This is a genomic window from Caballeronia sp. LZ035 (assembly GCF_031451175.1).
Classification (GTDB): domain Bacteria; phylum Pseudomonadota; class Gammaproteobacteria; order Burkholderiales; family Burkholderiaceae; genus Caballeronia.
On sequence record NZ_JARUXS010000004.1, the window covers coordinates 1,249,226 to 1,267,845 of the forward strand.

At 63.2% G+C, this 18,620-nt stretch carries 21 protein-coding genes; 10 read left to right on the forward strand and 11 right to left on the reverse strand.

What is annotated here, in order from left to right:
• The first annotated feature begins 131 nt into the window (after positions 1-131).
• The gene (aroQ, locus tag QCE88_RS36125) at positions 132-569 is read left to right on the forward strand and encodes a type II 3-dehydroquinate dehydratase (protein ID WP_309911026.1); all 438 of its coding nucleotides are present in this window, start codon (positions 132-134) and stop codon (positions 567-569) included.
• Positions 570-645: 76 nt separating this feature from the next.
• Here aroQ and QCE88_RS36130 read toward each other — a convergent pair whose 3' ends face one another.
• Together QCE88_RS36130 and QCE88_RS36135 are read right to left on the reverse strand one after the other, a co-directional pair.
• Complete coding sequence (locus QCE88_RS36130) at positions 646-1,425, reverse strand: sugar phosphate isomerase/epimerase family protein (RefSeq protein WP_309910358.1); 780 nt, start codon at positions 1,423-1,425, stop codon at positions 646-648.
• 23 nt (positions 1,426-1,448) lie between these two features.
• A complete protein-coding gene (locus QCE88_RS36135; RefSeq protein WP_309910360.1) occupies positions 1,449-2,282 on the reverse strand; it encodes a ThiF family adenylyltransferase in 834 nt (277 codons plus the stop codon).
• 137 nt (positions 2,283-2,419) lie between these two features.
• Here QCE88_RS36135 and QCE88_RS36140 point away from each other — a divergent pair, with 137 nt between their 5' ends.
• The 5 genes from QCE88_RS36140 to QCE88_RS36160 all read left to right on the forward strand — a co-directional run bounded on the left by QCE88_RS36140 (position 2,420) and on the right by QCE88_RS36160 (position 6,803).
• Complete coding sequence (locus QCE88_RS36140) at positions 2,420-3,325, forward strand: LysR family transcriptional regulator (RefSeq protein WP_309911027.1); 906 nt, start codon at positions 2,420-2,422, stop codon at positions 3,323-3,325.
• A gap of 47 nt (positions 3,326-3,372) precedes the next feature.
• The gene (locus QCE88_RS36145; protein ID WP_309910362.1) at positions 3,373-4,197 is read left to right on the forward strand and encodes an amidohydrolase family protein; all 825 of its coding nucleotides are present in this window, start codon (positions 3,373-3,375) and stop codon (positions 4,195-4,197) included.
• A 192-nt stretch (positions 4,198-4,389) separates the two neighbouring features.
• A complete protein-coding gene (locus tag QCE88_RS36150) occupies positions 4,390-5,445 on the forward strand; it encodes an aromatic ring-hydroxylating dioxygenase subunit alpha (RefSeq protein ID WP_309910364.1) in 1,056 nt (351 codons plus the stop codon).
• A gap of 21 nt (positions 5,446-5,466) precedes the next feature.
• The gene (locus QCE88_RS36155; protein ID WP_309910365.1) at positions 5,467-5,637 is read left to right on the forward strand and encodes a rubredoxin; all 171 of its coding nucleotides are present in this window, start codon (positions 5,467-5,469) and stop codon (positions 5,635-5,637) included.
• Positions 5,634-6,803 (forward strand): FAD-dependent oxidoreductase, encoded by a 1,170-nt coding sequence (locus tag QCE88_RS36160; protein WP_309910367.1) that lies wholly within the window; start codon positions 5,634-5,636, stop codon positions 6,801-6,803. The genes QCE88_RS36155 and QCE88_RS36160 overlap by 4 nt, the downstream gene beginning before the upstream one ends.
• Positions 6,804-6,935: 132 nt before the next feature.
• On the opposite strand, the gene QCE88_RS36165 is transcribed toward QCE88_RS36160, so the two are convergent.
• The 4 genes from QCE88_RS36165 to QCE88_RS36180 all read right to left on the reverse strand — a co-directional run bounded on the left by QCE88_RS36165 (position 6,936) and on the right by QCE88_RS36180 (position 12,508).
• On the reverse strand, positions 6,936-7,892 hold the full coding sequence (locus tag QCE88_RS36165; protein WP_309910368.1) for a LysR family transcriptional regulator: 957 nt from the start codon (positions 7,890-7,892) through the stop codon (positions 6,936-6,938).
• Between the two features lie 428 nt (positions 7,893-8,320).
• Positions 8,321-10,693 carry a filamentous hemagglutinin N-terminal domain-containing protein gene (locus QCE88_RS36170; protein ID WP_309910370.1) on the reverse strand — a complete coding sequence of 791 codons (2,373 nt, stop codon included), beginning with the start codon at positions 10,691-10,693 and terminating at the stop codon, positions 8,321-8,323.
• A 401-nt stretch (positions 10,694-11,094) separates the two neighbouring features.
• Positions 11,095-11,838 (reverse strand): anti-sigma factor, encoded by a 744-nt coding sequence (locus QCE88_RS36175; protein WP_309910371.1) that lies wholly within the window; start codon positions 11,836-11,838, stop codon positions 11,095-11,097.
• Positions 11,828-12,508 carry an RNA polymerase sigma factor gene (locus tag QCE88_RS36180; RefSeq protein ID WP_309838080.1) on the reverse strand — a complete coding sequence of 227 codons (681 nt, stop codon included), beginning with the start codon at positions 12,506-12,508 and terminating at the stop codon, positions 11,828-11,830. Before QCE88_RS36180 ends, QCE88_RS36175 begins: the two co-directional genes overlap by 11 nt.
• 321 nt (positions 12,509-12,829) lie before the next feature.
• Here QCE88_RS36180 and QCE88_RS36185 point away from each other — a divergent pair, with 321 nt between their 5' ends.
• On the forward strand, positions 12,830-13,816 hold the full coding sequence (locus QCE88_RS36185) for a metallophosphoesterase (protein WP_309910372.1): 987 nt from the start codon (positions 12,830-12,832) through the stop codon (positions 13,814-13,816).
• Positions 13,813-14,259 carry a cupredoxin family copper-binding protein gene (locus QCE88_RS36190; protein WP_309910373.1) on the forward strand — a complete coding sequence of 149 codons (447 nt, stop codon included), beginning with the start codon at positions 13,813-13,815 and terminating at the stop codon, positions 14,257-14,259. The genes QCE88_RS36185 and QCE88_RS36190 overlap by 4 nt, the downstream gene beginning before the upstream one ends.
• Positions 14,260-14,283: 24 nt before the next feature.
• Here QCE88_RS36190 and QCE88_RS36195 read toward each other — a convergent pair whose 3' ends face one another.
• The 3 genes from QCE88_RS36195 to QCE88_RS36205 form a co-directional block, all read right to left on the reverse strand.
• Positions 14,284-15,378 carry a VOC family protein gene (locus tag QCE88_RS36195; RefSeq protein WP_309910374.1) on the reverse strand — a complete coding sequence of 365 codons (1,095 nt, stop codon included), beginning with the start codon at positions 15,376-15,378 and terminating at the stop codon, positions 14,284-14,286.
• 204 nt (positions 15,379-15,582) lie between these two features.
• Positions 15,583-15,831 carry a hypothetical protein gene (locus QCE88_RS36200; RefSeq protein ID WP_309910376.1) on the reverse strand — a complete coding sequence of 83 codons (249 nt, stop codon included), beginning with the start codon at positions 15,829-15,831 and terminating at the stop codon, positions 15,583-15,585.
• A gap of 57 nt (positions 15,832-15,888) precedes the next feature.
• A complete protein-coding gene (locus QCE88_RS36205; protein WP_309910377.1) occupies positions 15,889-16,380 on the reverse strand; it encodes a lecithin retinol acyltransferase family protein in 492 nt (163 codons plus the stop codon).
• 461 nt (positions 16,381-16,841) lie between these two features.
• Here QCE88_RS36205 and QCE88_RS36210 point away from each other — a divergent pair, with 461 nt between their 5' ends.
• A complete protein-coding gene (locus tag QCE88_RS36210) occupies positions 16,842-17,180 on the forward strand; it encodes a hypothetical protein (RefSeq protein WP_309910379.1) in 339 nt (112 codons plus the stop codon).
• 102 nt (positions 17,181-17,282) lie between these two features.
• The gene (locus tag QCE88_RS36215; RefSeq protein WP_309910380.1) at positions 17,283-18,053 is read left to right on the forward strand and encodes a protein phosphatase 2C domain-containing protein; all 771 of its coding nucleotides are present in this window, start codon (positions 17,283-17,285) and stop codon (positions 18,051-18,053) included.
• A 6-nt stretch (positions 18,054-18,059) separates the two neighbouring features.
• On the opposite strand, the gene QCE88_RS36220 is transcribed toward QCE88_RS36215, so the two are convergent.
• Both QCE88_RS36220 and QCE88_RS36225 read right to left on the reverse strand, forming a co-directional pair.
• Entirely contained in the window at positions 18,060-18,317 is a 258-nt protein-coding gene (locus QCE88_RS36220; protein ID WP_309820262.1) for a BrnA antitoxin family protein, read from the reverse strand.
• A complete protein-coding gene (locus QCE88_RS36225) occupies positions 18,295-18,573 on the reverse strand; it encodes a BrnT family toxin (protein ID WP_309910382.1) in 279 nt (92 codons plus the stop codon). The genes QCE88_RS36220 and QCE88_RS36225 overlap by 23 nt, the downstream gene beginning before the upstream one ends.
• Positions 18,574-18,620: the final 47 nt, after the last annotated feature.

The following is an 18,620-nucleotide window of genomic DNA, read 5'->3' on the forward strand; positions in this document are numbered from 1 at the left end:
TGACCATGCGTTTCAATGGCGATCGACGTGGAAAGAACGCGCGTCGCCGATGCGATCTTGAAGGCCGCGCAAAGCGCGGTCCGTCATCAATAGCAAACTTCACCCACTTCAACACCAGGCTGGATAGAATGATGAAAACCTTTCTCATGCTGCACGGCATCAACCACAACATGTTCGGCAAGCGGGATCCCGTTCAATACGGAACGGCGACGCTCGAGGATATCGATGCGCAACTGCATGCGCTCGGCAAGGAGCTGGGCGTTTCGGTCGAGAGTTATCAGACGAACAGCGAAGGCGACATGTGCCAGCGAATCCATCAGGCTTTCGTCGATAACGTCGATGGCGTACTCATCAACGCCGGCGCGTGGACGCATTACAGTTATGGCATCCGGGACGCGCTTGCCATCCTGACCGTGCCCGTGATCGAGATTCACATGTCGAATATCCACGCGCGCGAAGCATTCAGGCACCAGTCGGTTTTTGCCGAGGTGGTGAAGGGGCAGATTTGCGGCTTCGGTGTCGAAAGCTATTCGCTTGGACTTCGCGCAGCCGTGTCGGCAGTTGCTTGATAAGCATGCGATGCATGCTCACGGTCAAATCGGTTATCAAGCGTGAAGCCGGCAGGCTATGCCGGCTTCACGCGTATCACGCGTCAGTCCAGGCGCGGCGAAGAAACGCCGTGCTTTCCCGCATCGATGCGACGGGATCGCCCTTGATGCCGCACTCGCTGCTGACCAGGCCGTTATAGCCAGCCGCCTTGAGGTGGCCGAAGAACGTCGGGTAGTCGTATGTTCCCGTTCCCGGATTGAGCCGTCCCGTATCCGCGAGGTGAATATGCGCCAGCGACGCACCATGTTCGCGAACTTGCCCGAGCGGCTCCGCTTCTTCGTCCATGTGATAGAAATCCGCGAGCGCACGCACTTCCGGCCGATTCAGAGCGTTCACAAGCCGGGCGGCGTCGGCGACGCTGTTGACGAGCGTGGACTCCTTCCGGTTGAGCGGCTCGATGACCAGCGTCGTGCCGCAGCCTCGTAACGCATCGGCGCACCATTCCAGCGCGCGCAGGAAATCATCCTCGGCATCGTGCTTCGTCCAGCCCTCGGGAATGTTGCGCGTCCAGCCGCTGCCCAACACAATAATCCGGGCTTTCGCCAGCGCGAGCAGCTGCACAGCGCGGTCGAAATAGGCGCGGTTGCGCGACTCGTCCTTGTCCGGACCCACGAGCCGGAAGTCGTGGGGAAACAGGTAGCTGAATGCGAGCGCTGGCAAGGGCAGGTCCTGGATCAGCGACATCGCCCGCGCAAACGAGGCATCGTCCTCGATATTGAGCGGCACCAACTGGGCTTCGATGTAATCGAGTCCGGCTTGCTGCATCAGCGACGCATGATGCCATGGTCCGCACCATCCGAATGGTGGCGTGTTCATCATTGACTCCTCGGGGTACGCAATCAGTATTTGAGCTTCGCGAGTGAACGCAGGACGTCCGCCGTCGTACTCGGAAAACCGAAGAATTCAAGGTAAGCGGGGATCTGCTCGAACAACATGCCCGAGCCTATCTGGAAGCGGCAGCCGCGTGCCTGAACCGCTTTGAGAAAGGCCGTCATCTCGGTCTTCATGACGACTTCACCGACGAAAGTATCGGGAGAGATTCGCGCAACATCCACGGGAAGCGGATCGCCGTCGTTCATGCCCATCGGCGTGGCATTGACGACGAGATCGTAGCCGGACGGATCGTTGCTGCCCGTACTCAGTTCGAGTCGCGGATAGTGCGCGGCCAGCCGGTCGCTCAATCCTTGGGCGGACTCCGGACGGGCATCGTAAAGCGCAAGCGATGCGATGCCGGCTGCGGCCAGCGAAGCGGCAATCGCCGAGCCCACGCCGCCGGCGCCGACCACCAGAACCCGTGCGCCTTCGAGCTTGCAGCCTTTGCGTCGGACGCCGCGTACGAAGCCTTCGCCATCGAACATGTCTCCGATCAGCCGCCCATCTGCGGCGCGGCGCACGGCATTGCACGATCCGGCGATTTTCACGGCAGGCGTGACTTCGTCGAGAAGGCCGGCGGTGGTGATCTTGTGCGGCATCGTGATCAGCGCGCCACGGATGTTATCGAGCGTGAACACCGATTTCAGGAAGGCAGGGAAGGGCTCGGGCCTGCAACCCATCGGAACGACGACAGCGTTTATGCCGGCGTGATCGAACCAGGGGTTGTAGATCATCGGCGCCTTGAAGCTATGCGTTGGAAATCCGATGTGGGCGATGATGGCTGTATTGCCGGTGATCATGCGTGCCTCCGGGCGCTGCTGAAGCGTAAGGAATGAATGGGGAGAGGATAGGGAACGCGTGGGTTCAAGATAAGAGTTTGGACCCACACGCGCAATGCAATGGTTACAATGAGGGCATTGCGACAGGCAATAGAGCGATGAGCCTTTCCGAACTTCCTGACCTCAAACTGCTGCAGCTCTTCGACCTGCTTTATGACGTGCGAAGCGTCACGCGGGCCGCAGAACAGCTCGGCCAGAGCCAGCCCACGGTGAGCATCTGGCTGGGGCGTCTACGTGAGCATTTGCAGGACCCGCTGTTCGTCCGCACGCCGGGCGGCATGACGCCGACGCCTCAGGCCGATGCCTTGATCGGACCGTGCAGGGAAATCCTGGAGTCGCTGCGCCGCTTTGCAGCCTGGGAGATTTCCTTCGATCCCGCCACGGCCAAGCGGCGCTTTCGGATCTGCATGACGGACGCCAGCCACATCACGCTGCTTCCACGTCTGCTCGCGCATGTCCGTTCACAGGCTCCGGACATCCGGCTGGAAGCGGCAAGGATCGACGGGAATACGGAACGTGCGCTCGAGTCCGGTGAAGCCGACCTTGCAATAGGACACGTGCCATGGCTTGGCGGCGGCATGTACCAGCAACAGCTCTATATGCAGGATTGGGTATGCCTCGCGAACCCGAACCATCCGCGCGTGCGCGCCAGACTGACGCTCAAGCAATATTGCAACGAAGGGCATGTGATCATCGCGGCCGGGACGGGCGCGCAATTGCTGGAACAAGCCCTGTTGCGCGAGGCCATCGAGCGTGACGTCGTGCTGGAGTTGCCAGGCATGCTCGGACTTGGATCGATCGTCAAGTCGACGGATCTCATCGCGACGTTGCCGCGAAATATCGGCGAGACGCTAGCGAGAGTGAACGACATTGCGGTCCATGCATGTCCCTTTCCGGTGGACAAGTTCCCGGTACGGCAACACTGGCACGCGAAATATCATCACGAAGCGGGCAACCGCTGGCTTCGCTCGGTCGTAGCCGAGCTGTTCCTGAGCAGGAGCTAGCCGCTGTCCGGCGCCCGGCAACTGACGACCTTCCATGGAGCATCTGAATGAGCGTTTTCGAAGACGACAAGATCGATTGTCATTGCCACATATTCGATCCGCTGCGCTTTCCCTATCGCGACGACACCGTCTACCGTCCGGAAGGCCAGGAAATCGGCACGGCAGCGCAGTTCGTGCAGGTGCTGGATGCCTATGGCGTCGGGCATGCATTGCTGGTGGGACCGACCAGCGGATATCGCACGGACAATCGCTGTCTTCTCGATGCAATCGCGCGGTATGAAGGCCGCTTTCGCGGCATCGCGGTCGTCGATAACGACATTACGCGGGACGCGCTCGTTTCCCTGAATCGTGCGGGTGTGGTGGGCGTCGCGTTCAATCCGGCGATGGAAGGCGTCGATGCGGTGCTGGGTGCCGGCGCGCTCTTTCGCATGCTTGCGGATCTCGGGATGGTCGCTCAGGTCCAGGTCGCCGAGGATCAAATGGTCGCGCTTCAGCCTTGGCTCGACGAGCAGGAAACCACGCTCGCGATCGATCACTGCGGGCGGCCGCGCGCCGAGGCGGGCGTCGAGCAAGCTGGATTCGATGCGCTTCTGCGTCTTGCAGACAATGGGCGCACGACGGTCAAGCTTTCCGGCTGGCAGAAGTTTTCGTGCGATGCCTATCCGTACGAGGACACCTGGCGATACGTGCATGCATTGCTTCGGGTCTTTGGACCGCAGCACTGTGTGTGGGGTTCGGACTGGCCGTTCCTGAGAGCGCCTGAGCGGCTTGACTATGGTCCGTTGTTGACGCTGTTCGAACGAATGATTCCGGATGCGCAGATCCGGCGACAGGTTCAGTGGGAAACGCCTCGGCGGATTTTCGGGTTCTGAGGCTCGGCGGGAAGAAGGCTGCAGTAGACACTCTGCTGGGGCCGGATCTGAGCCGATTGCGGCTATTCCATCTGCAACATGGACTCAATGTCGCTCCGACGATTGGGCGCGGTGCCCCTCGTCGCTATTGTTGTCTCCAGGCGGTCGACGTTGTAACGGCCACCCGCAAATCAGACCACTGGAGACACCAAGATGGCAACCCCCACTGTCGCGCCGCTGACCTTCCAGCGCGCGCCCAATCTTCCTCGTGACTGCACCTTCGATCCACACGACTGGCAGATCCTGAGTCAGTACTGGCATCCCGTTGCGTTCGCAGCAGAGATCGACGACAAGCCCTTCAGCACGAAACTGCTCGACGAAAGGCTCGTCGTCTATCGCTCGAACGGCATGCTCATTGCCGCACGCGATGTCTGCCCGCATCGGGGCGCGCCCTTGAGTGAAGGTTGGGTGGAAGGCGGCAACCTCGTGTGTCCGTATCACGGTCTGACGTATGGTGTCGATGGCAAGTGCATCCACATTCCGTCACAGGAAGGCGGACCGATTCCCGAGCGTCTGCGGCTCACGACGTATGCCGTGCAGGAAGCCTACGGGCTGGTGTGGGTGTCGCTCGGCGGCGGCGAACAGCCGCTACCGGAGTTTCCGGCGTGGAATAACGCAGACTTTCAGCAGATCCTTCCGCCCTCCATCGATAGCAAGGCGTCGGCGGGGCGCCAGACCGAAGGCTTCATCGACGTCGCGCATTTCGCGTGGATTCATCACCACAGCTTCGCGGACCGGCGCAATCCCGTCGTGCCGAGCTACACCGTCGAACGTCGCGGCAGCGGCATGCGTGCGGAGTACGTCAGCTCGGTCAGCAATTTCCCGAAGTCGATGCAGCATCGTGCGCCCGACGGCTTCCTGTGGCGACGCGTCTTCGATGTCGACGTGCCGTTTTTCGCGCGCCTCACCGTTCATTTTCCGGAAGGCGGGCGTCTCGCGATTCTCAATGCCGCCAGTCCGGTGTCCGCGCGCCTGACGCGTCTGTTCGTGCCGATCGTGCGCAACTTCGACAAGGACCTTCCGCTCGACGATGTCTACGCGTTCAACCGTCAGGTCTTCGAGGAAGACCGCGCGATCGTCGAATTACAGTGCCCGGAAGATTTGCCGATCGACCGCGCGGCCGAGGCGCCGATTCTCGCCGATCGTTCGTCGGGCGCGTATCGGCGGGCATTGGCCGAGATCGGCCTCGGTCAGGCCTATGTCCGTTGAACGCACTCAAGGAGCGACATCATGAAGATCTGGGAATGCGTGATCTGCGGCTTTCGCTACGACGAAACCCAGGGCTTGCCCGAAGCCGGTATCGCGGCGGGCACGCGCTGGGAGGACGTACCGGACGACTGGCTCTGCCCTGATTGCGGCACGGGCAAGCACGATTTTGAAATGCAGGTGGTGACCGCATGAATACGGATAACGACAAGCGCGTGATCATCGTCGGCACGGGCATCGCGGGTTACACCGTCGCGCGCGAATTGCGCAAGCTCGAGAAGCAGGTGCCCATTGTGCTCATCAGCGAGGATGCCGGCGACTTCTATTCGAAGCCGACACTCTCCAACGCGCTCGCGATGAACAAGACACCGCAGAACCTCATCACCTTCGACGCCGGCGCGATGCGCACGCAGTTGAACGCGGGCATCATCGCGCACCGGAAGGTCGAGCGCATTGCCGTCGATGCCCATGAAGTGATCGTCAACGGCGCGCCGCTGCGCTACGGGAAACTCGTGCTCGCGTTGGGAGCGGACGCACGCCGCGTTCCGCTCGCGGGCGATGCGGCGGCCGACGTGCTCTCCGTCAATTCGCTCGACGATTACGCGCGCTTCCGGGCACGGCTCGACGGCGCGAAATCGGTCGCGCTGCTCGGCGCGGGCCTGATCGGCTGCGAGTTCGCCAACGATCTCGCGCTGGGCGGCTACGACGTCACGCTGATCGATCCGGCCGCCACGCCGCTCTCGCGCCTGCTGCCCGAACTGGCGGGCGACGCGTACGCACGCGCGCTCGACCGACAGGGTATTCGTCTGCGACTCGGTCAGTCGGTTGCGTCCGTGGATAGAGGCGCGTCAGGCTATGCCGTGACACTGGGCAATGGCGACGTGATCGCGGCGGATGTGGTGCTGTCAGCGATCGGTCTTGCGCCGCGTGTGGCCTTGGCGGCGCAGTCGGGCATTGATGTGGACATCGGCATTCGCACCGATGCGTGGTGCCGCACGAGCGCTGCCGACATCTACGCACTCGGTGACTGCGCGGCGATCGAAGGCAAGGTGCAGCCGTATGTCCTGCCGATCATGCACGCTGCCCGCGCACTCGCGCGCACGCTTTCCGGGGAGCCGACGCGCGTCGAATTTCCGTTCATGCCGATCACGGTGAAATCGCCCGCTTCACCGACGGTCATCCTGCCGCCCGGGGAGGCCGGCGAATGGCGCTTCGCCCCGGCGAGCGCCGATCCGCGGGATGGGCTCTCCGCGCTGTGCGAGCACGCCGTCGACAAACGCGCGCTTGGCTTCGCGCTGCTCGGCACGGCGACGCAAGGCAACGCGGAACTCATCAAGGCGATGACGACGGGCGCCTTCTGAATATCGATAACGGCGCAGCTGCTTATATCTGACCGACCCGCTCCGCGTTGCCCGGCGGCATACGGAACCTGTCTCCTCGATGTCCGTCCGGAAAGCGCTTCAGCGCCACGAGATGTGTCTCGTGGCGCTTTTTTATGCGGCGCGTGCTGTGTCCGCGGCGTCCTGCGGCGCGTCCGAGAGCGTGCGCGCGACCTGCGTCACGAGCCGGCGAAGCCAGCGCGTAGCGGTGCTGCGATGCATCCTGTCGTGCCAGAGTTGGTAGTAGGTGAGCGCCGGCGTCTCGCCAGGGACGGGTTCGATGCGCAAAGGCAGAACGCGCGCGTAGTGCGATGCGAGCGCTCGCGTCGTGGTGAACAGCAGATCCGAGCGCACGAGCACGTACGGGGCCATGCCGAAGTAGGGCAGCGTCGTCGTGACAGCTCGTGTGAGTCCGTTGCGCGCGAGTTCGATGTCGATGGTGCCCCAAGCCGTTGTGTTGTAGGTCGTGACGGCCAGATGCTCGGCCTTTTCATAGGCCTCGCGCGTCAGTGCACCGGGCGGGATCGGGTGCTTGTCGCGCATCAGACAAACGAGTTCGTCCTGACACAGCGGTTGCAGATGCAGATGCGCAGGCGGCGTTCTCCAGTTGCCGATCACGAGATCGAGCAGTCCTGTTTCGAGGCCGCTTTCGTAGCCGCCTTCGATCATCATCAGATGCTTGAATTCGAGCTTGGCATGAGGCGCGGCCTGACGAAATGCATCGATGATGGCGGGCACGAAGAACACGTCGAGATAATCCGGCGAGCCGATTCGAAACGTGCACGTGCTCGACGCAGGATCGAAAGCGGTATTGGGATGCAGGATCGCATCGATACTCGCGAGCGCTTGCGCGGCGGGTTCGATCAACGTGAGCGCGTGGCTCGTGGGCACCATACGGCTGCCGCTCCGCACGAGCAGCGGGTCGCCCGTGATCTCGCGCAGCCGACGCAAGGCGATGCTTACTGTCGGTTGCGATTGTCCGAGCAACCGGGCCGCACCCGAGACGCTCGACTCCGTGAGCAGAGTATGCAGCACGCGAATCATGTGGGAATCGATACTTTCCTTGGACATCGCGCAATCTGACCTTTGACTTGGGGGAACGGCGTCACGTTGCTGCGACGCTGGCGGGCGATGTTTTTGGAATTCGATTGTTCTGATGGCCCTTGGCGCTCGAAATATACGTTCGGCTATAACGCTGGTCAACGCGGGGGAAACTAGCGAGTCCGCCGAACCCTTGTCGCGGCTAAGTCATGGGGACTGTCCTATACCGAAAATGGTAGTGGCGGTATATCGGACGGTCTGCATTCGACGGATCGTCGGGCACCGAGATCAGGTTACGTGCAAGTTGACATAACACAAATTAGAGGAAATTTTGATGCCGTGGCAAAGTAGAAATGTCGTCCTCTCATGAATCACGCCACGGTCGATCCCCGCGCTTGTTGATCCTGAAACAGCGAAACGACGGCGTCGCCGCCATTTCGCTGTTCACCATGCGCTGGTCACTGCCTGGTCGCTTGCCAGTCAAGGACCGGATGCGTGACGCCAACCGGCAACGCCCACGCGCCGCCCGAACTGAAGTCATACCCGCTGAGGCTGCTTGGTTGACTCATCTGCGCCGTGGTCAGGCCATTGGCATTCGACACCGGCGTGCCTGTGTTCGTGAACACGCCATTCGCTTGCTGTGTCTTTTGCGCGTCCCAATACACGCTCGCTGAAATCTCGCCCTCGTTGGAAGCCGCGATCCCGGCAGTCCGTGCGCCCACCGTCCCGGCGGGAATCACTGAGCCGGTCGCAAAGGACTCGCTGATGACGCCGCTCGGACCATTGTCGTTCACCAGACTCCCCGCGCTGGGAGCGTTGACGCCGCCGGAAGCGCCGTTGACGGCCGCAGTGGAATACGACTGGAGGATCACACCGCCGTTGTATTGGACGAGGCCGCCAGCGCTGTAGCCCGTCACGGTGCCAGTAGAAAACGATTGCACGATGGTGCCGTAGTTCGACACCGCAAGACCGCCCGAGTTACCGGCATCTCCCACATCGGCACTACTTGACGAGCGTTCGATCAGACCGAGATTGACGCCCACCAGGCCGCCGTTCTCGTTGTAACTGCTTCCGCCGACGTGACCGCTCGACGTTGCGTAAGCGATCGTGCCGAAATTTTCACCGGCGAGCATGCCAAGGGCAGCGTCGGTTGCGGTTGCATTGGTGGATGAGCCCGACACATTGATGTTCCGGACCACGCCATTCGTGCCGATCACCGCGAACAGCCCGCCAAACACGCACTGACAGACAGGCGAGATAACCGTGCTCACAGCATCGACACTCACCGAATGACCAAAGCCGTCGAACTGCCCCGTAAACGGCGTCTGATCGGAGGCGATCGGATTGATCGTGCCAGCCGAGACGTCTTTTCCGAGCGCATAGTTACCTGACAGATCGCTCGATATCTTCTGCAAGTCCGCCGTGTTGTTCACGAGCTTGTACGCCGTGATCTGCGTGACATCGCCGCTATAGAGCGGCGGGGTCCATTGCGTATTCGATAGCAAGGTGCCCGGCGTGTAACTGCCGTTCATGTCGTACAGCGCGCTGACCCTGCCCTCGCTCTTCGACCAGTCGATCCTGCCCGCGTTGGTCACGCCGCCGCCGTTATCGACGCCGTTCACATCGGCGCGCAAGGTCAGGTCGCCCGAACCGCTTCGATTCGCGATCGTCATGCCGCGGTTGATGGTCACGCCATGACCCGCATCGAGCTCAAGCGCTGCATCGCCCTTCCATTCGATATCGCTGCGCACAGTGAGGTCGCTGTTCGCGCCGGTCGCCTGTGCTTCAACCGAGGTGCCGTTGCCGAGACTTCGTTCGATCGCGCCCGCAGTCTTGCCGTCCACCGTCAACGCATCCGCGCCCAGTTTCCATTGACCCGCCTGGACGTTCGCGTTGCTCACGTCCAGGCTCTTGCCTAGCGTCTCGACCGTGCCGCCCGACTTGTCCGCATTGCTCGCGACAAGTGTGCCGTTCGCATGCACCGTCCCCTGCTCCGCGACCAGCCAGACATGTCCGTCGCGCTGCGCGGTGCCGGTCGCGCGGATCGCCGCGCTATTGCCCGCCAGCGCGAAGATGTTGCCGTCGGCGGCTTGCAGGCTCACCTGCGCCGCGCGGATCGCGCCCGCATTCGTGACGACGCCCTTGCTGCCGGTCTGCACGATTACCTGCTGGCTGCTGCTCGCGTCCTGCAACAGCACGTCCTTGCCCGCCGCGAGTTCCACCGTGCCGTTCGGCGCGTCGATCCTGCCGCCGTTGAGCACCACCGAGCGCGAGACCAGCACGACATCGCCGCCCGTCGAGCCGATGCGTCCCAGATTGATGACCGCGCCATTGCCGCCGCCGGCAAAACTCAGCGGGCCGCCGCTCATGAACGCGCTGTCGCTCACGTCCAGCGCCGATGCCACGAAGCGCCCGCCCGTCGAGACGACGCCGCCCGGGCCAACCACCACGCCCTGCGGGTTGATGACATACACGCTGCCGGTCGCGTTGAGCTGACCGAGGATGAGCGAAGGATCGCGGCCGGTGACGCGGTTGAGCGTCGCGCCCGTGCCGTTGTCGATCGTCACCTTCCCGCCGCTGCCGATGGAGAAGCTCTTCCAGTCGATCACCCCGCGCGTCGACGTCTGATCGATGGTCAGGGACTTGCCGCCGCTATCGATCGATCCGCTGCCTGCCACGAAATGCCCGCCGGCCGGCAACATCGGGCCGGCGTGCGCGCCGGCGCAGGCGAGCCCGGCCACCAGCGGCACAAGCAGGGCAAGCGGTTTGAGCGGGAAACATCTCGAACGGCCGTGAATCTGCACGGCGTTGAGGCTGGAACTGCGTTGCATATGCCCTCCAGGCGATGTGAATCGTTTGCGTTGCAGCGGTGCTGCTGACGGTGGAGAGCATCCGCGTCGAAACAGTCAGAGCGGGATCATCGACGTTCGAGCATGCGCGCAGATGTTATCTGGTCGCTTAAATCAGATGTGTGGGGTTCCGCACATAGACCGGTGTGCAGAAAGCACGGTCGTTTTCCGGCATGTACGTCCGCATGACCGCGAACGTCTGGCCGATCAACCCGCCACGCTCAGTCGCAAAACGAGCGGAACAAAACGCTCAGCGACTAGCGCGGTCGCCGATCCATGAAGCAGTCAGCCTCGCATCCACCCGCGCCCATAAAAAAACGCGCGGCATCCCGAAGAACACCGCGCGCAACCTTGCACCCTTGTGAAGCCATCGCCGCCTTTACTCAACGCGGCGCGCCCGTTTCAATCGCGTGGACAAACTGCCTCAACACCCCGCCCGACGCATCCGTCACTGCCCAGAACGTCATCCCGTCGTGATTCCAGCGTGCCAGCGCATAACCATCGTCGGATTGCGTGACGACCGGCGTGAAGTCCTTGTCGGCTGTTTTGCTCTTGCCATCGCCCTTGTGCTCCGGGAACACATACACGTCGATCGGATGCTTCAGATACCGGTACACCACCACCGCCACCGGACGATGATCGATGTAATCCAGCCTGCCGCCGACCAGCGCGAATCCCGGTCCGGCCGGATCGATCACCGGCGGCGCGTAGTCGATGCGTCCGTTGAACCACGGTTTCACGGTGTGCTTGTCGCTGGAAAGCACGTCGATGGGACGGTCCGACATCAATGCGCGCACATGGCTCGATACGATCTCCTGCGCCATCGGCGATCCGGTCGCCACGCCCGTCACCAGCGGCAGCGCCTGGAACCAGAGCATCGCGCCGAGCACGAGCGCCGAGAGCGTCGCGCCGGCGAACGCGCCACCAAAAAACGGCCAGGGCGCGGTGAACGCGTTGCCGAACCAGCCCCGGCTCGCCCGATGCACAGGCGCGCGCTCACGCTCGTCCTCCCACGCCGCTTCCCGCACCCGCGCCAGCACCTGCGTTCGCAAATGCACCGGTGCGCGCTGATAGAGCGAACCGTCGGCAAGCCTCGTATCCAACGAGGCGGTATCGTTATTTTCCATTTCCCGACTCCTCAGATTGACCTGGTCCGGTACGGCGCACGAGCCGCACGCTCGGCCGGTCTTGCCCACCCTGGGCCGCGCGTACCGCCCCCGCCAGCATCTTGCGGCCGCGCGCGAGCCGCGACATCACCGTGCCGATCGGCACGCCCGTGACGGATGCGACTTCCTTGTAACTCATGTCTTCCAGTTCTCGTAACACCAGCACTTCGCGAAAGGCCACCGGCAGCACCTCCAGCGCGCGGTGCACCAGATGAATCTCGTCACGACGCACGGCCAGCGTCTCGGGATCGGCGCCCCCTTCCTCCGACCATCCCGGCAACGCTTCGTCGCCACCCAGTTCTTCGTCGTAAGGCGTCGCGTCCGCCGTCTGCACCCGTCGACGCCACTCCGTGAACCAGGTATTGCGCACGATCGCCAGCAGCCACGCACGTGCGTTCGCCTCGGCGCCGCCATCGAATCCGCCGAAGAAGCGGAAGGCGCGGAGATACGCTTCCTGTACCACGTCGTCGGCGTCGCTCGCATTGCCGGATAACCAGCGCGCGAGGTTATAGGCCGCATCCAGATGCGGCATCACCGTCGCCTCGAAACGCGCGCGCATCGCCACCGCAGCCTGCGGGTCCGCGTGCTCGCCGCGTCCGGCCTTGTCCTGTCTCGACCTGCCTTGCCACATCGCGCGGTCTCCTTTCGCCTGCCACGTTCGGGAAACTGCCCCAGGCAGCGCGGTACGACTGCTTCCCGCGCCCTCCCTCACCGTTACGCATGCCGCCCGGGTTTTATTCCCGTCTTCATCCCGGTTGCCAAAAAAATAAAGCGGGAATAACAGGCCTTCCTCACCGGTTCGATGGACGGATGCCACAGCAACGTCCGCACACCGGGCGCCACGCTCAGGCCTCGTCCCCTGCACCGGGCCGCCAGGGGCACGCGATCCCCACGAAGGGAAGCGCACCCGACCCCAGGAACCACGACCCACATCGACACCAAGGAACCCGCCATGAAAACGGATACCCTCACTCAGCAACAGCAACAACACGAAGAACTCGACGATCACGGCAAGCGCCGCCGCACCGCCCTGTCGTGCATGGCATGGGCGGGCGCCGGCGTGATCTGGACCGTGAGCGGCGGCGTGCCGGTCTCGCGTCTGATCTCGTCCGCGCAAGCCGCCGAGACGACCAGCGGCTTTAGTTTCGTGCAGATCAGCGACAGCCATATCGGCTTCAACAAGGATCCGAACACCGAGCCGACCAGCACGCTCGAAGAAGCCGTGAAGCGCGTGAGCGCGATGAAGAAGCGCCCTGCCTTCATGATCCATACCGGCGACATCACGCACCTGTCGAAGCCGGCGCAGTTCGATACGGCGACGCAGATCATCGGCGCCGCCGGCATGGACGTGCACTACGTGCCGGGCGAACACGACGTGCTGGTCGAAGACGGCAATCCGTTCTTCGACCGCTTCTCGGCGCAATACGGCCGTGGCAGCAACCGTCACTGGTACAGCTTCGACCAGGGCGGCGTGCACTTCATCGGACTGACCAACGTGATCGACCTGAAGGGCGGCGGCCTCGGCTTTCTCGGCGATGCGCAACTCGCCTGGCTCAAGGCCGATTTGCAGGGCAAGTCGAGCAGCACGCCCATCGTCGTGTTCGCGCACATTCCGCTGTGGGCGCTCTATCCGGAATGGGGCTGGGGCACCGACGACAGCGCGCAGGCGCTCGCGCTGCTCAAGCGCTTCGGCTCGGTGACCGTGCTGAACGGCCACGTGCATCAGGTCGCGCAGAAAGTGGAGGGAGAGATGCGTTTCTATTCGGCGATGTCGACCGCCTTCCCGCAACCCGCGCCCGGCGCGCCGTCCGGACCCGGTCCGATGAAGGTGCCATCGGATCAGTTGCGCAGCATGCTCGGACTGCGTGAAGTCACTCACGTCGCCGGACGAACCCAGCTCGCGGTTACGGATACGTCGCTCGCGGGGGTGCAGTCATGATCGCCACGACGCTCGCGAACTATGTTTCGCCCTATGTTTCGCCGGCCACGCTCCGGCCGCTCGCCGGCAAGTTCCTGCGCAAGGCGGCCTTCGCGCTGGTCGTGAAGGGCGTGATCGGCATGGTGCCGACTGCATGTGCCGCAGAACCCGCGCAGAAGCCGGCGCAAGCGGCCGCGCAACAAGTCGCGATGGCGGCCGCGCCGACCATTTCCATCGACAACTTCGCGTTCAATCAGCCGACCATCACGGTGCCCGTCGGGACCACGGTCACCTGGGTAAATCACGACGACATGCTGCATACCGTCGCGGACGAGGGCAAGACCTTCAAGTCGGACCCGCTCGACAGCGGCGAGCACTTCTCGCACGTGTTCGACAAGCCGGGTATCTACAAGTACTTCTGCTCGCTGCATCCGCACATGACGGGGACGGTCGTCGTGCAATGAGCGTGTATGCGAAGGCGTGCCCGTTCAGCCGCGCGCCTTCGCGATCGCGCTCAGGTTGCCCTCGCCGAAGCCGTGATGGCCGCGCCGCTCGACGATCTCGAAGAACATGTCGCCGGGCCGGCGTTCGACGAAGGTCTGCAGGAACAGCTGCGGCGTGCCGTCGGCGAGGATCTCGCCATCGACGAGAATGCCGCGCGAACGCAAGGCCTCGATGTCGAGACCATGGCCGGGCAGACGTTCGTCGATCTCGTCGTAATAGCGCGGCGGCGGCTGGAGGAAACGCACGCCGCGGGCGAGCAGGTTATCGACGGAAGCGAAGATGTCCTCCGACGCCAGCGCAATATGCTGCACGCCCTCGCCTTCGTGATCCGGCAGGTACTGCTGCATCAGGTCCGTGCGATAGGTGCCTTCCTCGTACACCGGAATGCGGATCGAGCCGCACGGCGACACGATCACGGCCGAGTCCTGCGAGACGTGCCAGTCCGGATGTACCTGATGGATCTCCGAGAAGTGCAGCACTTCGCGATAGAAGTCGAGCCATTCCTGAATGCGCCCGGCACCCACCGTCTGCGTGAAATGATCCACGTCGAGCAGGCCGGTGCTGTCCGCGGCGGGGCTTGCGTCAGGAATCGGCCGGAAGTCGATGTCGTAAATGGACGTCTCGCCGCTGTTCTTGCCCGGCCAGTGGTCCACGAAGTAGATATGCGAGTCGCCGATGCCCTGGATAGCCGGAATCGCCAGTTCGTTCGGGCCGATTTTCTCGCCCTCGAAGTCCCACGCGCCGTATTCCAGCGCGCGTTCGTGCGCGACCTGCGCGTCCAGCACGCGAATACCGATGGCGGCGATGCCCACACCGTGCGACTCCGCGAAGCGCGAGGCGAACGAATCCGGTTCGGCGTTCAGCAGGAAGTGCATGCTGCCCTGGCGAAACAGCGTCACCGCCTTGCTGACATGCCGCGCCACGGGCACGAAGCCGAGCCGGCCGAACAGCGCGGCGAGCCCCTCCGGATCAGGGCTCGAAAACTCGACGAACTCCAGCCCCGCAATGCCGAGCGGATTGTCGTCCGGATGGGAATCGGACGTCGCGCGGGCGGGACGAACGGAGTCGGGCTGTGTCATCGGCAATGCCTCAAAATTGGTCGATCTGGTTCACGGACGCAAAGCTACCACGACCGGCTGCCTCCGCGCGACCCGGCGATGTCGTCGCAGGGCCGGAATGCTTGCGCCTAGAGTAGCGGCAGCGGGTTCGCCGTGTCAAAGCCGGAGCCGCCCGATGCGCTCCGGCCCTGCCCGGCTGTCCGTTCTCGTCGCTGTCCGTTGTCTTCAGGCGGCGAGACGCTGCGCGCTCATCGACGGGCGCCGGGTCTGCGGCGGGAAGACGTTCCAGGTGCCGTCGTCGTGACGGAAGAAGATGATCGCCAGCGGGCCGCCCGGGTGCTGTGCCTCGATGCAGACATAGCGCGCGCCGGTCGTCTGCGAACGGCACAGGCGCACGACCCGTGCCGGATGCGCGGACGTCGGCGCGAGCCACTTGTCGACGGCCCAGTGCAGCGAGTTGGCGGCGGTTTGCATGACGGTCTCCTCGGGTTCAAGGTTCAGCGTGCAGTGTTCAGGCGCGTCGGGCGCCGATCAGGCGGCGAGCGCCGCATTCATGCGGCGGATACGTCGGGCGGCGATATAGGCACGGCACAGTCCGCTCACGGCGCGGACCGCAGCACGCGGATGCGCCAGGCAGGCCTGCACTTGGCGACTGCGCGCGCGGCCGTCGAGGCACCAGGTGACGAAGTGTTCGCAGTTGTTGGTCAGCAGCTGATAACGGTCTTCGCCGATACGGCTGCGCGCGCGGCGCACCGCTTCCATGCCGACGAACGTGGCGGCCGGGTTCTGGCGGATCGTGACTTCATGGCCGGCTGCGAACTGTTCGACGGTCACTTCCTCGACCGGTCCGCGATGAAGCGACTTCGCGAAACCGGCGTAGTGAATGACCATGCCGTTGCCGGCATAGATGCCGTGGTGGTCGTAGCCCGAACGGCGCGTGACGAGTTCGGTGCCGAGAGCGGGTTCGTCTTCCGGCGCAAAGGCTTGCGACGGGTTCACTTCGATTTGTTCTTGGGTTGACATGGCTGGCTCCGAGGCGGTTCGGCTTGGCGTCATGTGTTTGTGTGGCGCCGGGTTGCCAGCTCTTTTGCATCTTCCTTGCCAGGGTTACTATGTCATTGATTTTTATAAATTAGTGATGGATTCATGTCGTACCGGACGGCTTGGCTGTAGGAGCGTGGCCAACAGTTTTCCGGCGTGTCTGTCGGGGTTTTTGCATCACTCTCTCGCACACTCCATGAGGCGCTTCAAAGCGCGTTGCGCGCGCGCCGGACAAGGTGTTGGTGATAGGCATTCGAGCCGGCGCACGGTGTCGGGGCCGTGCCGACTGTTCGCCTGCCGTCGTGAAGACGAGGCGGTCCGGGTGCCCGCCGCTCACGCCCGTCCTCTATGGCGACCCATTTTTAGATCCACTGGTGCGCGCATTCCGGCACGTCCCTTGCATTGATAACGCGCGTCCCTTCAGGCCATTCCGGAGAACCGCCATGGGCATCCTCACCATTACCGATCTCGCCTACGACCACGAACTCGACCAGGCGGCGATGTCGGCCATCAGCGGCGGCGGCGGTGCACCCTGGGTCTACGGCTGGATCACGCCCTTCGTGGATCGGGGATCGGGCGGCGGCGGCGGCGTGGGCGGCGCAACCGTGAATGTCTTCGATGTCACGAACAACATTTACGAGGTGACGAACAACGTCACCAACAACACGACGAACGTCGGCCAGATGGTCAATCAGTTCCAGAGCACCAGCGTCACCAACACGGGCAACGGTGCGACGCTGACGGTCAATCCCGCCTCGGCCGCCGGGAATCGCGCGGGCTGAGTGGTGCACATTCGCCGTTCGCTGCGGCGCATGTTGGGAGACAATGACCGCGATCGTCCGCAGTCTCCGCCCGCCGCGTCACCCCGAGTCCCGGAGGTTTCCATGACCTTCCCCAGCGAGTTTCGATGGACTTCCGCCGCCCGCAGCGACACCGGCTGCGTGCGGCAGATCAACGAGGACGCTCTGCTCGATGCCCCCACGCGCGGTGTGTGGGCCGTCGCCGACGGCATGGGCGGGCATGCGGTCGGCGATCTCGCGAGCCGCATGGTCATCGAGAGTCTCACGAAGGTAAAAGGCGCAAGCGGCCTGACGAACGTCCTGGCCGATGCGCGCGCGCGGCTCCTGCGCGTGAACGAACAACTGCGGGCGGAGGCGGCGCGGCGACAGGTCTCGCGCATCGGCAGCACGGTGGTCTTGCTGATCACACGCGATCGCGCGTGCGGCTACCTGTGGGCCGGCGACAGCCGGATCTATCTGCTGCGACGGGGCAACCTCGTGCAACTGACGCGCGACCACAGCCATGTGGAAGAACTGAAGGCACGCGGGCAGTTGACGGCCGAGGAAGCGCTGCACCATCCGGCGCAGCATCTGATCACGCGCGCGGTGGGCGCGCTGGACGTGCTGGAGCTCGACGAGAACACGCTGGAACTGCGCGACGGTGACACCTTCCTGCTATGCAGCGATGGTCTGTCGAACGAGGTGAGCGAAGCGGAGATGGCGAACGAACTTGCTTCCGGCGATTGCGATACGGCGGCGCAAAGACTGCTCGAAATCGCGTTGTCACGCGGCGGGCGCGACAACATTTCGGTCGTGGTCGCGCATGCCGAGGATCTGATGGCGTCGGACAAGACGCAGGTGAATCCGGGGGTTTGACGCGGGTCAGGTATGGCGATTCTGCTGGGTCAGCATGTAGGCGCGCAGCAGCCGATTGATGCGTGTCTGATAACCCTTTCCCTGCTGGCGAAACCATTCGAGCACATCCGCATCAAGCCTCATCGTGACCGCCTGCTTGGGTGGAACGTGCAGTTCCGCCTGCTCGAAGAACGCATCGTCAAGTTTCGGGATGTCCGAATAATCGATGTCGGCATCGGTCATCCGGGCCAGGCGCTTCCAGTCAGTTCCCGACTTCTTGCTCATATCGTTTTGCCTCGTGTTTATCTGCCCGGCGCGCCGAGATGATGCGGATCACATCCGCGTATCTCTCGACATACACCACAACGCCCACCAATTGCTTGATCCAGCCCACCGCGATCCAGCGCTCCTCTCCGTATGCTTCCCGTTTGTCGAGCCTGGTCAGGACCGGGTGATTGAATACATCAACGGCATCTCGAAAATCGATTCCGTGCTTTCGAATGTCGATTTGATTTTTTGCGTTATCCCATTCGAAATGCACACGCCACCTGTACTTACGTTTGTATGTACATTTTGCCCGGCTGTGGG

Coding starts and splice junctions, on each gene's coding strand:
- QCE88_RS36135 (WP_309910360.1), bottom strand. CDS start 2,282: ATGATCACCGGCAATACAGCCATCATCGCCCACATCGGATTTCCAACG.
- QCE88_RS36175 (WP_309910371.1), bottom strand. CDS start 11,838: ATGGAAAATAACGATACCGCCTCGTTGGATACGAGGCTTGCCGACGGT.
- QCE88_RS36160 (WP_309910367.1), top strand. CDS start 5,634: ATGAATACGGATAACGACAAGCGCGTGATCATCGTCGGCACGGGCATC.
- QCE88_RS36130 (WP_309910358.1), bottom strand. CDS start 1,425: ATGAACACGCCACCATTCGGATGGTGCGGACCATGGCATCATGCGTCG.
- QCE88_RS36210 (WP_309910379.1), top strand. CDS start 16,842: ATGGGCATCCTCACCATTACCGATCTCGCCTACGACCACGAACTCGAC.
- aroQ (WP_309911026.1), top strand. CDS start 132: ATGAAAACCTTTCTCATGCTGCACGGCATCAACCACAACATGTTCGGC.
- QCE88_RS36200 (WP_309910376.1), bottom strand. CDS start 15,831: ATGCAAACCGCCGCCAACTCGCTGCACTGGGCCGTCGACAAGTGGCTC.
- QCE88_RS36165 (WP_309910368.1), bottom strand. CDS start 7,892: ATGTCCAAGGAAAGTATCGATTCCCACATGATTCGCGTGCTGCATACT.
- QCE88_RS36195 (WP_309910374.1), bottom strand. CDS start 15,378: ATGACACAGCCCGACTCCGTTCGTCCCGCCCGCGCGACGTCCGATTCC.
- QCE88_RS36185 (WP_309910372.1), top strand. CDS start 12,830: ATGAAAACGGATACCCTCACTCAGCAACAGCAACAACACGAAGAACTC.
- QCE88_RS36150 (WP_309910364.1), top strand. CDS start 4,390: ATGGCAACCCCCACTGTCGCGCCGCTGACCTTCCAGCGCGCGCCCAAT.
- QCE88_RS36170 (WP_309910370.1), bottom strand. CDS start 10,693: ATGCAACGCAGTTCCAGCCTCAACGCCGTGCAGATTCACGGCCGTTCG.
- QCE88_RS36215 (WP_309910380.1), top strand. CDS start 17,283: ATGACCTTCCCCAGCGAGTTTCGATGGACTTCCGCCGCCCGCAGCGAC.
- QCE88_RS36180 (WP_309838080.1), bottom strand. CDS start 12,508: ATGTGGCAAGGCAGGTCGAGACAGGACAAGGCCGGACGCGGCGAGCAC.
- QCE88_RS36155 (WP_309910365.1), top strand. CDS start 5,467: ATGAAGATCTGGGAATGCGTGATCTGCGGCTTTCGCTACGACGAAACC.
- QCE88_RS36205 (WP_309910377.1), bottom strand. CDS start 16,380: ATGTCAACCCAAGAACAAATCGAAGTGAACCCGTCGCAAGCCTTTGCG.
- QCE88_RS36145 (WP_309910362.1), top strand. CDS start 3,373: ATGAGCGTTTTCGAAGACGACAAGATCGATTGTCATTGCCACATATTC.
- QCE88_RS36220 (WP_309820262.1), bottom strand. CDS start 18,317: ATGAGCAAGAAGTCGGGAACTGACTGGAAGCGCCTGGCCCGGATGACC.
- QCE88_RS36140 (WP_309911027.1), top strand. CDS start 2,420: ATGAGCCTTTCCGAACTTCCTGACCTCAAACTGCTGCAGCTCTTCGAC.
- QCE88_RS36190 (WP_309910373.1), top strand. CDS start 13,813: ATGATCGCCACGACGCTCGCGAACTATGTTTCGCCCTATGTTTCGCCG.